The sequence below is a fragment of the Nocardioides sp. WS12 genome, from assembly GCF_014108865.1.
Taxonomy (GTDB): domain Bacteria; phylum Actinomycetota; class Actinomycetes; order Propionibacteriales; family Nocardioidaceae; genus Nocardioides.
This window is the reverse complement of record NZ_CP053928.1, coordinates 3,517,614-3,532,642: the sequence shown is the minus strand read 5'-3', so window position 1 is coordinate 3,532,642 and position 15,029 is coordinate 3,517,614. Positions and strand designations below refer to the sequence as shown.

The following is a 15,029-nucleotide window of genomic DNA, read 5'->3' as shown; positions in this document are numbered from 1 at the left end:
GCCTTCGCCGACCGTCCAGGACGCACTGGCGGATCACCCCCGATGTCTGGTTTGTTGCAGTCATGAGTGTTCTCGACCAGGTCATCAACAAGGCCCAGGCGACCATCCCGATGCAGCGGCAGGTCCAGGGTCTGCATCTGTTCCAGAAGGCCAAGCGGCTGGTGCTCGGTGACAGGCAACCGGTTTTCGTCGATGAGAAGATTCCCGACGTCGATGAGCTCGCACTGACCGAGATCGACCTCAGCAACCCGTTCCTCTACCGCCAGGGGCAGTGGCTGCCCTACGCCAAGCGGCTGCGGGATGAGGCACCGGTCCACTACCAGGCGAACAGCGCCTTCGGGCCGTACTGGTCGGTGACCCGGTACGACGACATCGTCACGGTCGACAAGGACTTCGAGAGGTTCTCCGCCGAGCCGCAGATCGTCATCGGCACGCCGCCGGAGGGCCTGGACATCGAGATGTTCATCGCCATGGACCCGCCGCGCCACGACCAGCAGCGCGCCGCCGTCCAGGGCGTCGTGGCCCCGCAGAACCTCGAGGAGATGGAGGGGCTGATCCGTTCCCGCGTGCAGGAGGTCCTCGACGACCTGCCGGTCAACGAGCCCTTCGACTGGGTGGACAAGGTCAGCATCGAGCTGACCTCGCGGATGCTGGCCACCTTGCTCGACTTCCCGTACGACGAGCGGCGCAAGCTCGTGCACTGGACCGAGCTGGCCGGCTCCAGCGCCGGGGCCACCGGCGGAGCGGTCGACATGGACGAGCTGTACGCGGGCGTCGCCGACATGGCGAAGAGCTTCAGTGCGCTCTGGCACGACAAGGCTGCTCGCCTCGCCGCCGGCGAGAAGCCGGGCTACGACCTGATCACCCTCATGCAGATGTCCGAGGACACCAAGGACCTGATCAACCGCCCCATGGAGTTCCTCGGCAACCTGATCCTGCTGGTCGTCGGCGGCAACGACACCACCCGCAACTCGATGTCCGGCGGCGTGTACGCGCTCAACCAATTCCCGGACGAGTTCGAGCGGCTCAAGGCGAACCCCGACCTCATCCCGAAGCTCGTGCAGGAGATCATCCGGTGGCAGACGCCGCTGGCCTACATGCGCCGGATCGCGACGAAGGACACCGTCCTGGGCGGCCAGTTCATCCGCAAGGGCGACAAGGTCGTCATGTGGTACGCCTCGGGCAACCGCGACGAGCGAACTTTCGAGAATCCCGACGACTTCGTCATCGACCGCCACAACGGACGCCACCACCTCTCGTTCGGCATCGGTGTCCACCGCTGCATGGGGAGTCGCGTGGCGGAGATGCAGCTGCGGATCCTGTGGGAGGAGCTGCTGGCGCGGTTCGCGGACATCGAGGTCGTCGAGGAACCGGAGTACCTGCAGTCGAACTTCGTCCGGGGCTACACGAAGATGATGGTCACCCTCACGCCGGTCGGTCAGGAGCCGCGGCCCCGGACCCGCAAGGCTGCGGCGCCCCAGCCCGCACGGATCGCCTCCCGCCAGGGCTGGGTCACGGGCACCTCGGAGAGCGAGGTCGACCTGCAGGTCCAGGCGCGACGCGAGGTGGCCGAGGGGGTCGTCGAGCTCACTCTCGCCGACCCCACGGGGGCACCCCTTCCACCGTGGACCGCCGGCGCCCACATCGATCTCGTCCTCGGCCCATCGCTGACACGGCAGTACTCCTTGTGCGGCAGCGCGACCGACGAGTCGACCTTGAAGGTCGGCGTGCTCCTCGACCCGAACAGCAGGGGCGGATCTGCGTACGTCCACGGGAAGCTCGCGGAGGGCGCGACCGTCCGCGTGCGCGGCCCGCGCAACCACTTCCCGCTCGTCGCGTCGCCGCGCTACCTGTTCATCGCCGGCGGCATCGGCATCACCCCGATCCTCGCGATGATCGAGGCAGCCCAGGCGCGCGGCGCCGAGTGGAGCCTGTTGTACGCCGGCCGCACACGCGCGTCGATGGCCTTCCTGGACCGGTTCGAGGGGGACCAGCGGGTGACCCTCGCGCCGCGCGACGAGGGTGACCGATTCGACCTCACCTCGCTCCTGGCCACGCCGCAGGCAGGCACCCTGGTCTACTCCTGTGGTCCGGGCGCCCTGCTCGATGCGGTCGAGGAGGCGTGTGCCGGCTGGCCCGATGGCAGCGTGCACCTCGAGAGATTCGCGGCCAAGGAGATCGTGGCGTCGGAGGACGCGCTCGACTCCTTCGACGTGGAGTGCTCGCGCTCGGGAGTGACCGTGACGGTGTCCGAGGGGACGTCGATCTTCGACGCGGTCGAGAAGGCCGGTGTCGACGTACTCGGGTCCTGCATGGAAGGCATCTGCGGTACCTGCGAGGCCGACGTGGTCGAGGGCACGCCCGACCACCGTGACTCGATCCTGTCCAAGGCGGAACGCGAGCGCGGCGACACGATCATGCTCTGCGTCTCCCGCTCGCTCTCGAAGAAGTTGGTGCTGGACGTATGAACTACCCCAGGGACTGCTGGTACGTCGCCGCCACCAGTGACGAGATGGACGAGGTCGGCGACGGATTCACCGCTCGCCGCATCCTCGACAGGCCCGTCGTACTCTTCCGGCTCACGGACGGATCGATCGCCGCGCTCGAGGACCGCTGCGCGCACCGGCCCTACCCGTTGTCGGCTGGCCACCGCGAGGGCGACCTCGTCGTGTGTGGCTACCACGGCTGTACGTACGACGCGACCGGTCGCTGCGTACGGGTGCCTTCCCAGGACACCCCGCCTTCGGGTGCGCAGGTGCGCGCCTTCCCGGTCGTCGAGCGCGCACCGTTCGTCTGGGTCTGGACCGGCACGCCCGGTGGTGAACGGCTGCGGCCGCCCCCGCCGACGCCCTGGCTCCAGGGTGATGGCTGGAGCAGTGTGGGGGAGCGGCGGGACGTGGCCGCCAACTTGTTGCTGTTGCACGAGCACTACCTCGACCTGACCAACGTCTTCGAGATGCACGCGGAGATGGTGCCGCCCGGCATCGACGCGCTGCCCCCGCTGGAGGAGGTGGAGGTCTCCGAGGTGTCCGTGTCGTACACCCGCGAGTTGCCCAAGGCTCCGCTGGCCCCATGGGAAGCCGCTGTGTCGGGCCTGGACAGCGCCGAGTCGTTCGGCCGCAAGGAGACGGGCGCATTCGTGACCCCCGGGCTGCACAAGCAGACCTACACGATCACCGGCTCTGGTGGTCCCGAGTTGGAGCTCGTGCGGACCCACGGCTTCACGCCCGAATCGTCGGGGGCGACACACGTCTTCCTGCAGATCTCGTGGCGCGGTTCCGCGGTCTCGCCCGACGCGGGCGCTCAGCTGGCCGCCGTCTTCCACGAGATGGCCAACCGCGACATCGCCGTGCTCGAGACCGTGCAGCGCTGCCTCGACGAGGACACGACGCCGCGGCGCTACGTCAACGTCAAGGCCGACCGTGCCGCCGTACGCGCTCGTCGAATCCTGACCTCGATGGTCGAGGACGAGCGGGGGCTCTTGCCGTGAACTGCGTCGAGCCGGACCCGATGGGGTCCGGCTCGACGAAGGTTGATCAACAGGTGCGGATCAGGTGTCGTAGATCTAGTCCGAGCCGGTGTACTTGAAGATGTAGATCCCGAAGTCACGGTCGCTGGCTGCGACGTACTCCTGACCCTCGTGCTCGAAGACCTGGACCCCCCAGAAGTTGTTGCCGCCCTCGTCGATGAAGTGACCCACCTCCTGGATCTGGTCGTCCACGGTCTTGATGATCCGCAGACCCGCCGCGTAGTACGAGACGTAGGCGAGGTCGTCCCGCTCGTGTGACGCCGCGATCTCGTGCACCGACAGGTCGCCGTGCTCGGCGGCGTTCTCCTCGTCGAACGCCTCGGGTACGGCGTAGGTGTCGAGCTCGGTGAACTTGCCCGGCTCGTTCTTGTAGAGATGGACGTATCCCCAGCCGTCGAAGTAGGACTCGAAGCGGACGACGTCGCCCAGGGTCCCGACCGCCAGGCCCGACTCCTGCGCGGTCGCGTCGCGGCACGCAGCGTTGTCGTAGCTCAGGTCGAAGAGGTCGAACCCGACATCACGGGCCACGAACATGGCTGGAATCTCGCCGCTGACCTGCATGTTGAGCAGATCGGCACAGGCGCCCACATCTGCGCCTTCGCGGTTGAACACCAGCATCGCCTCGTAACCGCCGGCCGCCTCGACACTGGCGATCTTCTCGGTGAAGGTGCAGATGCCACGCTCGACCACCGCGATCTGGCCCTCACCGGTCGCGGCCGGGACCGCAGGTGAGAGACCACCGGGACAGGCAGTCCCGACGAATACGGTCTGGAAGTCGAACGCCTCGCCCGCGGGCAGGGCGGGGGTCGCGTCTCCGGTCGTGTTTGCGAACGGGGTGCCGTCCGTGACGTTGGAGGAGCGGTTCTTGTAGGGGCTGAAATCCTCGTCCGCGGCGATGATGTACTCGTTGTCGCGGCTGAACTCCGCCTGGTGGGCGTTGCCCTCCGGGTCCACGTCCAGGCCGTACTCGGTGGCTCCGGAGTCCGGGAACGCGAAGTCGCTGTCGCCGACGTACGTCGCAGCCAAGGGGTTGGTCACGTCGAGGGTGACATAGCCACCGTCCCAGTACGAGACGAGCATGATCTGGCGGCCGTCGATCTCCTTCACGATCATGTCGTGGTGGAAGACCGAGTCGAGCCCGACTCCGGACTGCAGGATCTGCGGGAAGTCCGCGGCCAGGTCGTACTCGGCGATCAGTACTGGTTTGCGCGGGTTGGAGATGTCGAAGATGTCGACGTCCTCGAACTCGTGGTTGTCGACGGTCACGGCGTAGGCCTTGTCACCGGCGTCCCACATGAAGGCGCTGTGGATCGTGTGGAACCTGCCGTCCGCGCCGACGTCGCCGGCGTGCTTGACCAGTTTTTGTGGGTTGGTCGGGTTGGTGACGTCGACAAGTGTCATGCCGCCGTTCGCCTGCCTCGTGCCGCCAGCGACGGCCTCGCAGATCTCGTTGTTGAAGGCCAGCAGGTCACCGTTGAAGTACGGAGTGGAGATGCTGATGACCTGGGAGCCCTCGCCCGCGTAGGTGTCCTTGCTCGTGGGCACGAAGCCGACCTGGTGCGGGTTGGTGGGGTCCTGGATGTCCATGATGTAGACGCCGCCCTGCTGGCAGCGCGGGTCACGGAAGGCGGTCAGGTAGGCGTAGCCGTTGTGCACGCCGACGTCGGCGATACGGCCGGTGCCGAGGTTGCCGACCGTGCCCTTGCCGACCAGTTCGACGTTCTCGCTGCCGGCAGGCAGGTGGCCGCCCGGCCCTTCGTGTTGCTCTTCGTGGCTGTGGTGGTGGTGCGTGGCCTCGGCATTGTCGATGACCCCGTCGTCAACGACGATGATGTCGTCGTGAGCGATGGCCGTCGGCCCGAAGCACAAGAGGCTGGCCGCCACCACGAAAACTCCTGCGCGGCGGATCCGCACCCGCGATCCAATGTTCATTGCTCCTCCAGGGGATGCAAGAAATGGGGGGATATCTGCATCGTGAACCTGGTCGAAGCGGACGGCAAGTGGGTGGACTGGACTTTCGAAAACACTCGGGGTGTTAGACGCTCCGGCATGGGTCAGTCGAAGTCCTAACTGACTGACCCATGCTGACCTGTACAAAACATCCCGGATGGCCGGCCGTCTGTACTGGATGGGTAGCAGATTTTCGGCGGCCTTCAAGATCGGGCGACTTGACGGATAACTTCGTGTAAGCGAACATGTATGTCATGTCGTTGCTTGCCGTCTCCGAGGCCGCTGAGCGACTCGGTGTCTCGACGCGGCAGATCCAGCACCTGGTCGCGCGGGGTGAGTTGCGTTCACTGGCCAGGGGAGTGGTCGACGAGACCTCAGTCGAGCGGCTGCTGGCCGTTAGGCGGGGATCACATACACGGCCGTGGGCTGAGTCGACGGCATGGGCCGCCGTGGCCGTGCTGTCCGGACGTGAGGCGAGGTGGCTGGGCGAGAGCCAACGTTCCCGGCTCAGGGGACGACTTCGTGGCCTCGGCTCTGAGGAACTGGTCGAGCGCGCGCGTGGGCGTGCCAGCGTGAGTCGGTACGTCGCGCATCGCAGTGCAGGGGAGCGGCTGCGTTCGGAGTTGGTTGACACCTCGTCGACGGTCGAGCGATTGGGGTTGGCGACGACGAACGCGATAGACGGCTACCTGGCCACGACCGACGTGAAAGCGGTTGTGTCTCGTCATGGCCTGATTCGCGATGACATCGGAAGTGTGACCCTTCGCGCGACTTCTGTTGATCTCGATGTGGTTCGCGACCTCGTAGGCGCAGGCGACGTTCTGGCCGCGCTCGACCTGGCCGAGTCCCTTGATGTCCGCGAGCGCCGGACAGGAATCGATGCGCTAGACCGAGCACTGGGGCACTTCCGTGGCTGACCGTCGGACCATCGACGTCGCCACCCCTATCGGTGGCTGGGGTGCGCCATGGCCGAACGTCGCCGAGATCGAGGCAGCGCTGCCCCATGACAAGTGGACGCTGGTCGGCGGCCTGATGGCTCAACTGCACGGCATCCATGCCGGAATCGATGCCGTGCGTCCCACGAACGACGTCGACATCGTCCTCCACGTCGAAACCACCCGCGGTATCGCGTCGGAGACGGCACGCATTCTCGAGTCGCTCGGCTATGCACTGGCGCCGTCGATCGACGAGCGCAACAACACTGCTCATCGGTTCAAGCGAGGGGCGTCGACGGTCGACGTAGTGACCAGCGGTCTCGACGTGGTCGACCTCCTCGTCGCTGACCACGCCGCGCCGCGGGTGGTCGAGAAGCTTCGTGGTCGCACCATGGTCGCCATCGAGGGCGGCACCCAAGCTCTCCGCCGAACGATCAACGCGCGACTCCAGATCGCCGCGGGACTGACCACCACGGTGAGCGTGCCATCGCCCTTCGGTGGGCTGATCCTCAAGGCCGCTGCGTATCAGACCGACTCCCGTGACCGCGAACGACATCTCCAAGACGCCGCGCTCCTGCTGGCGGTCATCGAGGATCCCTACGCCGAGCGGGAGCAGTTCGCTGGCTCGGATCGATCCCGACTCAAGGCGTTGGCTCGCGTGCTCCCCGACTCCGCCGCTCAATGGCGAACGCTGCCCGCCGACGTTCGTACCGACGGTCAGACCGCTCTGCGAATCCTCAACGCCTGAGCAGTGGCGGGCACGTCACCCGCGGCAAGACGCGGGTCATGTGACCGCCGGCTCGCGCCGCCCCTTGAGCTTGTCCTCGAAATGACGATGGCCCCGGAAGACTCCCGGGGCCATCGGATCAAACCGTAGTAATTCGATCAATTCACGACCTAAATGTCGTAATACAACTCGAACTCGTGCGGGTGCGGCCGCAGCTGCACGGGCGCGATCTCGTGGACCCGCTTGTAGTCGATCCACGTCTCGATCAGGTCGGGCGTGAACACGTCACCCACCGTCAGGTAGTCGTGGTCGGCCTCGAGCTCTTCGAGCACGGCGCCGAGCGACGTCGGCACCTGGGCGATCTCGGCCATCTCGTCCGGCGGGAGCTCGTAGATGTCCTTGTCGATCGGGGCGGCGGGCTCGATCTTGTTCTGGATGCCGTCCAGGCCGGCGAGCAGCAGGGCCGAGAACGCGAGGTACGGGTTCGCCGACGGGTCGGGGAACCGGGTCTCGATGCGCTTGGCCTTCGGGTTGGTGCCCGTGATCGGGATCCGGACCGACGCCGAACGGTTGCGCGAGGAGTAGACCAGCGAGATCGGGGCCTCGTAGCCCGGCACCAGGCGGTGGTAGGAGTTCACCGTCGGGTTGGTGAACGCCAGCAGCGAGGGAGCGTGCTTGAGGATGCCGCCGATGTACCAGCGCGCCATGTCGGAAAGGCCGCCGTACCCGGTCTCGTCGTAGAACAACGGCGAGCCGTCCTTCCACAGCGACTGGTGAACGTGCATGCCCGAGCCGTTGTCACCGAAGATCGGCTTCGGCATGAACGTGACGGACTTGTTGTTCTCCCACGCGGTGTTCTTGATGATGTACTTGAACTTCATGACATCGTCGGCGGCCTTGAGCAGCGTGTCGAAGCGGTAGTTGATCTCCGCCTGGCCGGCCGTGCCGACCTCGTGGTGGGCGCGCTCGACCTGGAGACCGGAGTTCTCGAGGTTGATGACCATCTCGTCGCGCAGGTCGGTGTAGTGGTCGTACGGCGCCACGGGGAAGTAGCCGCCCTTGAGGCGGGTCTTGTACCCGAGGTTGTCGCCTTCCTTGCCCGAGTTCCACCAGCCCTCGACCGAGTCGATGTGGTAGTAGCTCTCGTTCACACCGGTCGAGTAACGGACGTTGTCGAAGATGTAGAACTCGGCCTCGGGGGCGAAGAACGCGGTGTCGGCGATGCCGGTGCTCGCGAGGTAGGCGAGCGCCTTCTTCGCGATGTTGCGTGGGTCGCGGGAGTACGGCTCACCCGTGATCGGGTCGTGGATGAAGAAGTTGACGACCAGCGTCTTCGACTTGCGGAACGGGTCGATGTAGGCGGTCGTCGGGTCCGGGAACAGCGCCATGTCGGACTCGTTGATGGCCTGGAAGCCACGGATCGAGGAGCCGTCGAAGCCAAGGCCATCGTCGAAGACCGACTGGTCAAAGGACGAGACCGGCACGGTGAAGTGCTGCATGATGCCCGGCAAGTCGCAGAAGCGGACGTCGACCTGCTCGACGGATTCATCCTTGATGAACTTGAGCAGGTCTTCGCTGTTGTTGAACATTCGTTCCTCCTCGGCTGTGGCGGAGCCCCAGCCATCGGTCAGTCAGTTCGATCTCTCCGGCAACCTACCGAATGGCTCCATGCGCACGCATCACCCCCAACGTTTCGTCCATGTAAACAAAACCGGGAACGCGAACTGCCCCCGTCTCCCGAAGGAGACGAGGGCAGTTCGGAGACCGCAAGGTGTCAGCGGATGAAGAGCATCTCCTGGTACGTCGGCAGCGACCACAGGTCGTCGGCGACGACGGCCTCGAGCGCGTCGGCCGCCTCGCGGACCTTGAGCATGGCCGGGAGGATCACGTCGCGGTGGTACGTCGCCTCCTCGAGACCCTCGCTGGCGTGTGCGCCGGCCTGGGCCGACGTGAGCTCGGTGAGGCCGACGCGCAGCGCGGACACCAGCTCGGAGACAGCCAGCAGGTCGGTCGTGTCGGCGTCGACGCCGGCAGCCTTGAGCGCGGCAACGTTGCCCGCGAGTTCGGTCTGGTAGCGAACCGCGGCCGGGAGGATCGTGGTCTTCGCGATCTCCTCGGTCAGGTTGGCCTCGACGTTGACGACCATGACGTACTGCTCGACGCCCACCTCGAAGCGCGACTCGAGCTCGGCCTCGTTGAGGACCGAGTACTTCGTGAACAGTGCGCGGGTCTCGGCGGTGAGCCACTCCGGCAGCGAGTCGACCGTCGTACGCAGGTTCTTGAGGCCACGCTGCTCGGCCTCGGCGTGCCACTCCTCGGAGTAGCCGTTGCCGTTGAACACGACCGCGCCGTGGTCCTCGATGATCTTCTTCAGCAGGGCCTGGACGGCGTCGTTGAACTCGGTGCCGGCGGCAACCGCGGTCTCGAGCTCGGTCGCGCAGAAGTCGAGCGCCTCGGCCATGATCGTGTTGATCACGGTCATCGGGGCAGCCACCGTCTGGTTGGAGCCGGCCGCGCGGAACTCGAACCGGTTGCCGGTGAAGGCGAACGGCGAGGTCCGGTTGCGGTCGCCCGGGTCCTTGGTCAGGTCCGGCAGCGCGTCGACGCCCACGGACAGGACGCCCTTCTGCTTCGACGACGTGGCGCCGCCACCCTTGGCGATCTGGTCGAACACGTCGGCCAGCTGGTCACCCAGGAAGATCGAGATGATCGCCGGCGGGGCCTCGTTGGCGCCCAGGCGGTGGTCGTTTCCGGCCGAGGCGATCGACAGGCGCAGCAGGCCGCCGTACAGGTGGACGGCGCGGATGATCGCGGCGCAGAACACGAGGAACTGGGCGTTGTCGTGCGGGTTGTCGCCAGGGCTGAGGAAGTTGCCCTGGTTGCCGTTGCCGAAGGAGAAGTTGACGTGCTTGCCCGAGCCGTTGACGCCGGCGAACGGCTTCTCGTGGAAGAGGCACTCGAAACCGTGCTGCTTGGCGATCGAGCGGAACGTCGACATCAGCAGCTGCTGGTGGTCGGAGGCCAGGTTGGCGCGCTCGAAGACCGGAGCGATCTCGAACTGGCCGGGGGCGACCTCGTTGTGGCGGGTCTTGGCCGGAACGCCGAGCTTGAACAGGGCGCGCTCGGTGTCGTGCATGAAGCCGAGGACGCGCTCCGGGATCGCACCGAAGTAGTGGTCGTCGAACTCCTGGCCCTTCGGCGGCTTCGCGCCGAACAGGGTGCGGTCGGCGTTGAGCAGGTCGGGGCGCGAGTTCACGAAGGACGTGTCGACCAGGAAGTACTCCTGCTCCGGACCGCAGAAGGACACGACGTTGTCGATGTCCTTGTGGCCGAACAGGCCCAGCACGCGCTCGGCCTGGGCCGACATGGCGGCCTCGGCACGCAGCAGCGGGGTCTTGTGGTCGAGGGCCTCACCGGTCATCGAGACGAAGATCGTCGGGATGCACAGGGTGTTGCCGTTCGGGTTCTCGAGGATGTACGCGGGGGACTGGACGTCCCAGCCGGTGTAGCCACGGGCCTCGAACGTCGCGCGGATGCCACCGTTGGGGAACGACGACGCGTCGGGCTCGCCCTGGACGAGGGTCTTGCCGGAGAACTCCCACACAGCGGTGCCGTCGCCGACGGGCTCCATGAACGAGTCGTGCTTCTCAGCGGTCAGGCCGGTCAGCGGGTAGAAGACGTGCGCGTAGTGCGTCACGCCCTTCTCCATGGCCCAGTCCTTCATCGCCTTCGCGATGATGTCGGCCAGCGCGGGGTCCAGGCGGTCGCCGTTCTGGATGGTCGCGAACACCGCCCGGTAGACGGACTTGGGGAGACGCTTCTGCATCACCGAGAGGCCGAAGACGTTCTCACCGAAGACCGCACCGGTCTCTTCGGCGACGTCGAAGAACGCCGTGGGCGTCTCGTTGGCCTCGATCTCGCGGATCGCACCCAGGCGGGTCGGGTTCGCAGTCATGAAACACAGTCCCTTCGCATTGGCGGCGCAATGCCGCCCGATCATCGAAGTCCTCAAACTACGGACCTCTCGTTACGTGCGGACGCCCTTATGTTTCCGTCGTGTTACAGGGTGTGTGACGTAGGTCGCACGAGGGGTGCGGCTAGCGTTGAGGCGTGATCGAGACCGCTTCGTGGGGCCGCCGCATCCTTGCCCTGCTCGTTGACTGGATGCTGTGCACGCTGGTGGTGATCGCGATCTTCGGCCTCGACGAGTACACCGAACCGGGGTCGATCGCCTCTGCGCTGGTCCTCGTCGTGTACGTCGTCGAGACCGCTCTACTGACGTGGCTGGCCGGCGGTTCCATCGGCAAACTGCTGACCGGCCTGTGCGTCGTGCCCGCCGACGGTCACCTGCGCAAGCTCAACCCGCTGAAGGCCCTCGGGCGACAGATCCTGGTGGCCCTGGTGATCCCGCCCCTGGTCTTCCGCTCCGACGGCCGCGGCCTGCACGACCTGTTCGCGGGTACGTCGACGGTCACCTTCGCGACACTGCGCTCGCTGACCAAGTAGCCGCCGTCGACGTACCAACCGATTTTGCTGCGGTTGGGTGCAATGAACGCCAATTCTGGTTGGTACGACGCTCAGTAACCGACGAGCTTGGGTTGGGCCTCGATGGCCCGCAGCGCCTGACCGGCGCCTTCGATCGTGACGGTTCCCGGAATCTGACGCCACGGCCCGCCGCCCACCCGGAACCGGCCGGTGAAGACCGTGGCCAGGCTGGGTTGGTACGTGCCCGTGCGGAGGTAGTTGTGGGTGACCGTGAGGTCCGGGTACGGCGCCCCGGGCTCCGTGGTGGCGAGCGCCTGGCCGTCACCGAAGGTCCAGTGGAACTCGGCGGGTGTCGCCTCGAGCGTGACCTGCTGGCCCAGGAGCGTGACCGTGCGGCTGATCGGCCGGGTGCTGGTCGTGTAGAAGTTCGTGTCGAAGTTGACCAGGGTCAAGCCGTCCGGCGGCTGGATGACGAGCTTCGCGGCCGGGAGCTTCAGTTCCGCGAACGCGGTGCGGACGATGCCCACCGTGAGGACCGGCGCGTTGGGCTCTGGTTCGGAGCAGAAGGTTGCACTGGACGAGCCGAGGATCTCTTCAGAAATCTGGTCTGTGCTGACGCAGGTCTGTGGCTGGAGGACGATCTGAGGTGTCTCGGGCTCCTTGAGGGGCGCCGCCGGTGAGTCGTCGATGGCACCGCCGCGCTCGTCGGCTTCCTTCTGGACAAGCTCGGCCCAAATTGAGTCGTCGGTCGTACCGCTGTCATCGTCGAATGCGTGGGCAGGTGAAGTGAAACTGACGAGCGCCAGGATCAGTACCGGGACTGATCTGCGGTTCATTGGATTTCCATGACGTCCAGGCGCCATCGCTCTGCATCGACCCACAGAAGGTAGACAGTGAACTCGTCCGTGCCAGGGTCTCGCTGATCTTGAGTTCCATCGCTGGCAACGATGGTCTGGGCATCGTGGCTGGCGAAGACCGTTGCTTCGAAACCGAATGCAGACTGCGACTTGGTTGTCAGTTCGGTGACGTTTTCAACCTCAACCTGATGCGTGCCTCCGACGACGCGGCCACCATCGCGGTAGTGCTGGCCGATACCTGTGATGCCCGCGTTGCAGCCTGCGCAGTTCGGCCCGGATACGCCTTTGAGGGGCTTCACGTCGCCGGTGACCTGGGCGTAGTTGATCAAGTCCCAGTAGTACGTGATGAACGCCCTGGCCCCGGCCTCGGTGGCCTTCGTGGCCGCTTCGGGGAGCACCGGCTCGGTCGGCTTCTCGGTCGGGGGCGCCGTACTCGGCGCTGACGAGGAGTCGGACGGCTGAGCCGTGGGCGTGGGGTCGGTGGGGTCGCTGCCGCCGTCACAACTGGACAGGGCAAGCACGGCCACGAGTGCGGTGGCAGCAGCGCGGAGTGGGCGCAAGGGGTCCTCCCGAGAGTGCTGCGCCCGGACCAGGGCGCGGAGCGACGGTATCCCGACGTGGGGGAGGGTCGCTACTCGGAAGGTGGAGCCTGTGGAGAACCTGCGGCGTCTCGATACATCTTCGCTCGTCCCTCACGACAGATCGCCTGGCGGCTCGGGCTACTCGACGAGCATGGCCGGGCCGGCGCTCAACGCAAACTGTCCGATCCGAGTCACCCAGTGACTCGGATCGGACAGTACGTTGCAGCGAGCGAGGAAGGGTCAGCGGCCGCGGAGGTTGCCGCGCTGGCCCTTCATCGAGTTCGGGACCGGGCCGCGGGGGATCGGGACCTTGGGGCGCTGGGCGTCCAGGGCACGCAGGCGCTGGCGGATCTCGGTGATCTCGGCGGGCTTGACCTGACGACCGAGCTTGCGGACGTGGTTGACCAGCTTCTTGAGCGGGATCTGTCCGGCGTCGTTGCCGACGATCACCTCGTGGACGGGGTACTCACCCACGACGCGCTGGTGCTTCTTGTGCTCGCTGACCATCAGGGGCTTGACCCGGCTGGGGTTGCCCTCGCCGACCAGGACGATGCCCGGAGGGCCGACCACGCGGTGGACCATGTCCTGCTGCTTGGTGAAGCCGACGACCTCTTCGAGGACCCAGCCGCGACGCAGCATCGACAGGGCACGGGCGGCGGCGCCGACCTGGCCCTCGAGCTGGGTGAATGCGGCCTTCTGGGCGCGGCGGCCGAAGACGATCGTGACGGCCAGCAGGCCGACCAGGAACGTGGCGAGGCCGGCAAGGATCCAGCTGAAGACCGAGTCGTTGTGGGGCAGGACGAACCGGAACAGCGCCATCGCGAGGCCGCCGGCAACCACGAAGGCGCCGATCATCCACCACAGGATGGGCTTGTCGACCTTGCGGGCCATCTTGTACGTCTCGACGATCTGCTTGCGGCGGCTCATCGTTGACGGGTCGAGAGGGGTGTTCGACATGGGGTGCTGCTGTCTCCTCAGGCAGTGGCTTCTGCGGTCGCGCTACGCGCGGACATCGCCTGACCGTACAACCGACCGGCCCGGTACGACGAACGGACCAGCGGTCCCGAGAGGACTCCGGCGAATCCGATCTCCTCGGCCTCGGCCGCGAGCTCGACGAACTCCTCGGGCTTGACCCACCGCTCGACGGGGTGGTGACGCGGTGAAGGACGGAGGTACTGGGTGATCGTGATGAGCTCGCAACCGGCTTCGTGCAGGTCGCGCAGCGCCTGCGAAACCTCCTCGCGGGTCTCGCCCATGCCCAGGATCAGGTTCGACTTGGTGACCAGACCGAAGGTGCGGGCCTGGGTGATCACATCGAGCGAACGCTCGTAGCGGAACGCCGGGCGGATCCGCTTGAAGATCCGCGGCACCGTCTCGACGTTGTGGGCCAGCACCTCGGGACGGGACTCGAAGACCTCGGTGAGGAGCTCCGGGATCCCGTTGAAGTCGGGGATCAGGTTCTCCACACCGATGCCGGGGTTGAGCTCGTGGATCATCCGGACGGTCTCGGCGTACAACCAGGCGCCGCCGTCGGGCAGGTCGTCGCGCGCGACACCGGTGATGGTGGCGTACTTGAGCTGCATCTTCTGGACCGACTCGGCGACCCGGCGCGGTTCGTCACGGTCCAGCGGCAACGGCTTGCCGGTGTCGATCTGGCAGAAGTCGCAGCGCCGGGTGCACTGCTCGCCGCCGATGAGGAAGGTGGCCTCGCGGTCTTCCCAGCACTCGAAGATGTTCGGACAGGCGGCTTCCTGGCAGACCGTGTGCAGGCCCTCGGACTTCACCAGCTTCTGCAGCGCGGTGTACTCCGGACCCATCCGGGCGGTGGTCTTGATCCACGACGGTTTGCGTTCGATCGGCGTCTCCGCGTTGCGTACTTCGAGTCGCAGGAGCTTCCGGCCATCGGGAACAGCAGTCACCTCGTCAGGGTACTCCGCAGGGGGTGGCGAGCAGGCATCGCGAGCG

General features: G+C 66.2%; 12 protein-coding genes. 5 read left to right on the top strand and 7 right to left on the bottom strand.

The genetic code is table 11. The annotated features are described in order from the left end of the window. The first annotated feature begins 62 nt into the window (after nucleotides 1–62). On the top strand, nucleotides 63–2,468 hold the full coding sequence (locus tag HRC28_RS25415) for a cytochrome P450/oxidoreductase (RefSeq protein WP_182376671.1): 2,406 nt from the start codon (nucleotides 63–65) through the stop codon (nucleotides 2,466–2,468). Continuing rightward, a complete protein-coding gene (locus tag HRC28_RS17195; RefSeq protein WP_182376670.1) occupies nucleotides 2,465–3,490 on the top strand; it encodes an aromatic ring-hydroxylating dioxygenase subunit alpha in 1,026 nt (341 codons plus the stop codon). The genes HRC28_RS25415 and HRC28_RS17195 overlap by 4 nt, the downstream gene beginning before the upstream one ends. A gap of 75 nt (nucleotides 3,491–3,565) precedes the next feature. Here HRC28_RS17195 and HRC28_RS17190 read toward each other — a convergent pair whose 3' ends face one another. Next, nucleotides 3,566–5,461, bottom strand: a complete 1,896-nt coding sequence (locus HRC28_RS17190) for a PA domain-containing protein (RefSeq protein ID WP_182376669.1) — start codon at nucleotides 5,459–5,461, stop codon at nucleotides 3,566–3,568. Nucleotides 5,462–5,733: 272 nt separating this feature from the next. On the opposite strand from HRC28_RS17190, the gene HRC28_RS17185 reads away from it, so the two are divergent. Then, nucleotides 5,734–6,396 carry a hypothetical protein gene (locus HRC28_RS17185; RefSeq protein ID WP_182376668.1) on the top strand — a complete coding sequence of 221 codons (663 nt, stop codon included), beginning with the start codon at nucleotides 5,734–5,736 and terminating at the stop codon, nucleotides 6,394–6,396. After that, entirely contained in the window at nucleotides 6,389–7,162 is a 774-nt protein-coding gene (locus HRC28_RS17180) for a hypothetical protein (protein ID WP_182376667.1), read from the top strand. The genes HRC28_RS17185 and HRC28_RS17180 overlap by 8 nt, the downstream gene beginning before the upstream one ends. A 149-nt stretch (nucleotides 7,163–7,311) precedes the next feature. On the opposite strand, the gene glnA is transcribed toward HRC28_RS17180, so the two are convergent. Next, nucleotides 7,312–8,730, bottom strand: coding sequence for a type I glutamate--ammonia ligase (gene glnA, locus HRC28_RS17175; RefSeq protein ID WP_182376666.1), 1,419 nt, complete (start codon nucleotides 8,728–8,730; stop codon nucleotides 7,312–7,314). Nucleotides 8,731–8,915: 185 nt separating this feature from the next. After that, the gene (locus HRC28_RS17170) at nucleotides 8,916–11,096 is read right to left on the bottom strand and encodes a glutamine synthetase III (protein ID WP_182376665.1); all 2,181 of its coding nucleotides are present in this window, start codon (nucleotides 11,094–11,096) and stop codon (nucleotides 8,916–8,918) included. 155 nt (nucleotides 11,097–11,251) lie between these two features. Here HRC28_RS17170 and HRC28_RS17165 point away from each other — a divergent pair, with 155 nt between their 5' ends. Beyond that, complete coding sequence (locus HRC28_RS17165) at nucleotides 11,252–11,647, top strand: RDD family protein (protein WP_237111541.1); 396 nt, start codon at nucleotides 11,252–11,254, stop codon at nucleotides 11,645–11,647. A 71-nt stretch (nucleotides 11,648–11,718) separates the two neighbouring features. Here HRC28_RS17165 and HRC28_RS17160 read toward each other — a convergent pair whose 3' ends face one another. The 4 genes from HRC28_RS17160 to lipA form a co-directional block, all read right to left on the bottom strand. Beyond that, a complete protein-coding gene (locus tag HRC28_RS17160; protein ID WP_182376664.1) occupies nucleotides 11,719–12,462 on the bottom strand; it encodes a PKD domain-containing protein in 744 nt (247 codons plus the stop codon). After that, a complete protein-coding gene (locus HRC28_RS17155) occupies nucleotides 12,459–12,881 on the bottom strand; it encodes a DUF6318 family protein (protein ID WP_237111866.1) in 423 nt (140 codons plus the stop codon). The genes HRC28_RS17160 and HRC28_RS17155 overlap by 4 nt, the downstream gene beginning before the upstream one ends. Nucleotides 12,882–13,304: 423 nt before the next feature. Beyond that, nucleotides 13,305–14,021, bottom strand: a complete 717-nt coding sequence (locus tag HRC28_RS17150; protein WP_182376662.1) for a DUF4191 domain-containing protein — start codon at nucleotides 14,019–14,021, stop codon at nucleotides 13,305–13,307. Nucleotides 14,022–14,038: 17 nt separating this feature from the next. Further along, the gene (lipA, locus tag HRC28_RS17145) at nucleotides 14,039–14,983 is read right to left on the bottom strand and encodes a lipoyl synthase (RefSeq protein WP_182376661.1); all 945 of its coding nucleotides are present in this window, start codon (nucleotides 14,981–14,983) and stop codon (nucleotides 14,039–14,041) included. Between the last annotated feature and the right edge of the window lie 46 nt (nucleotides 14,984–15,029).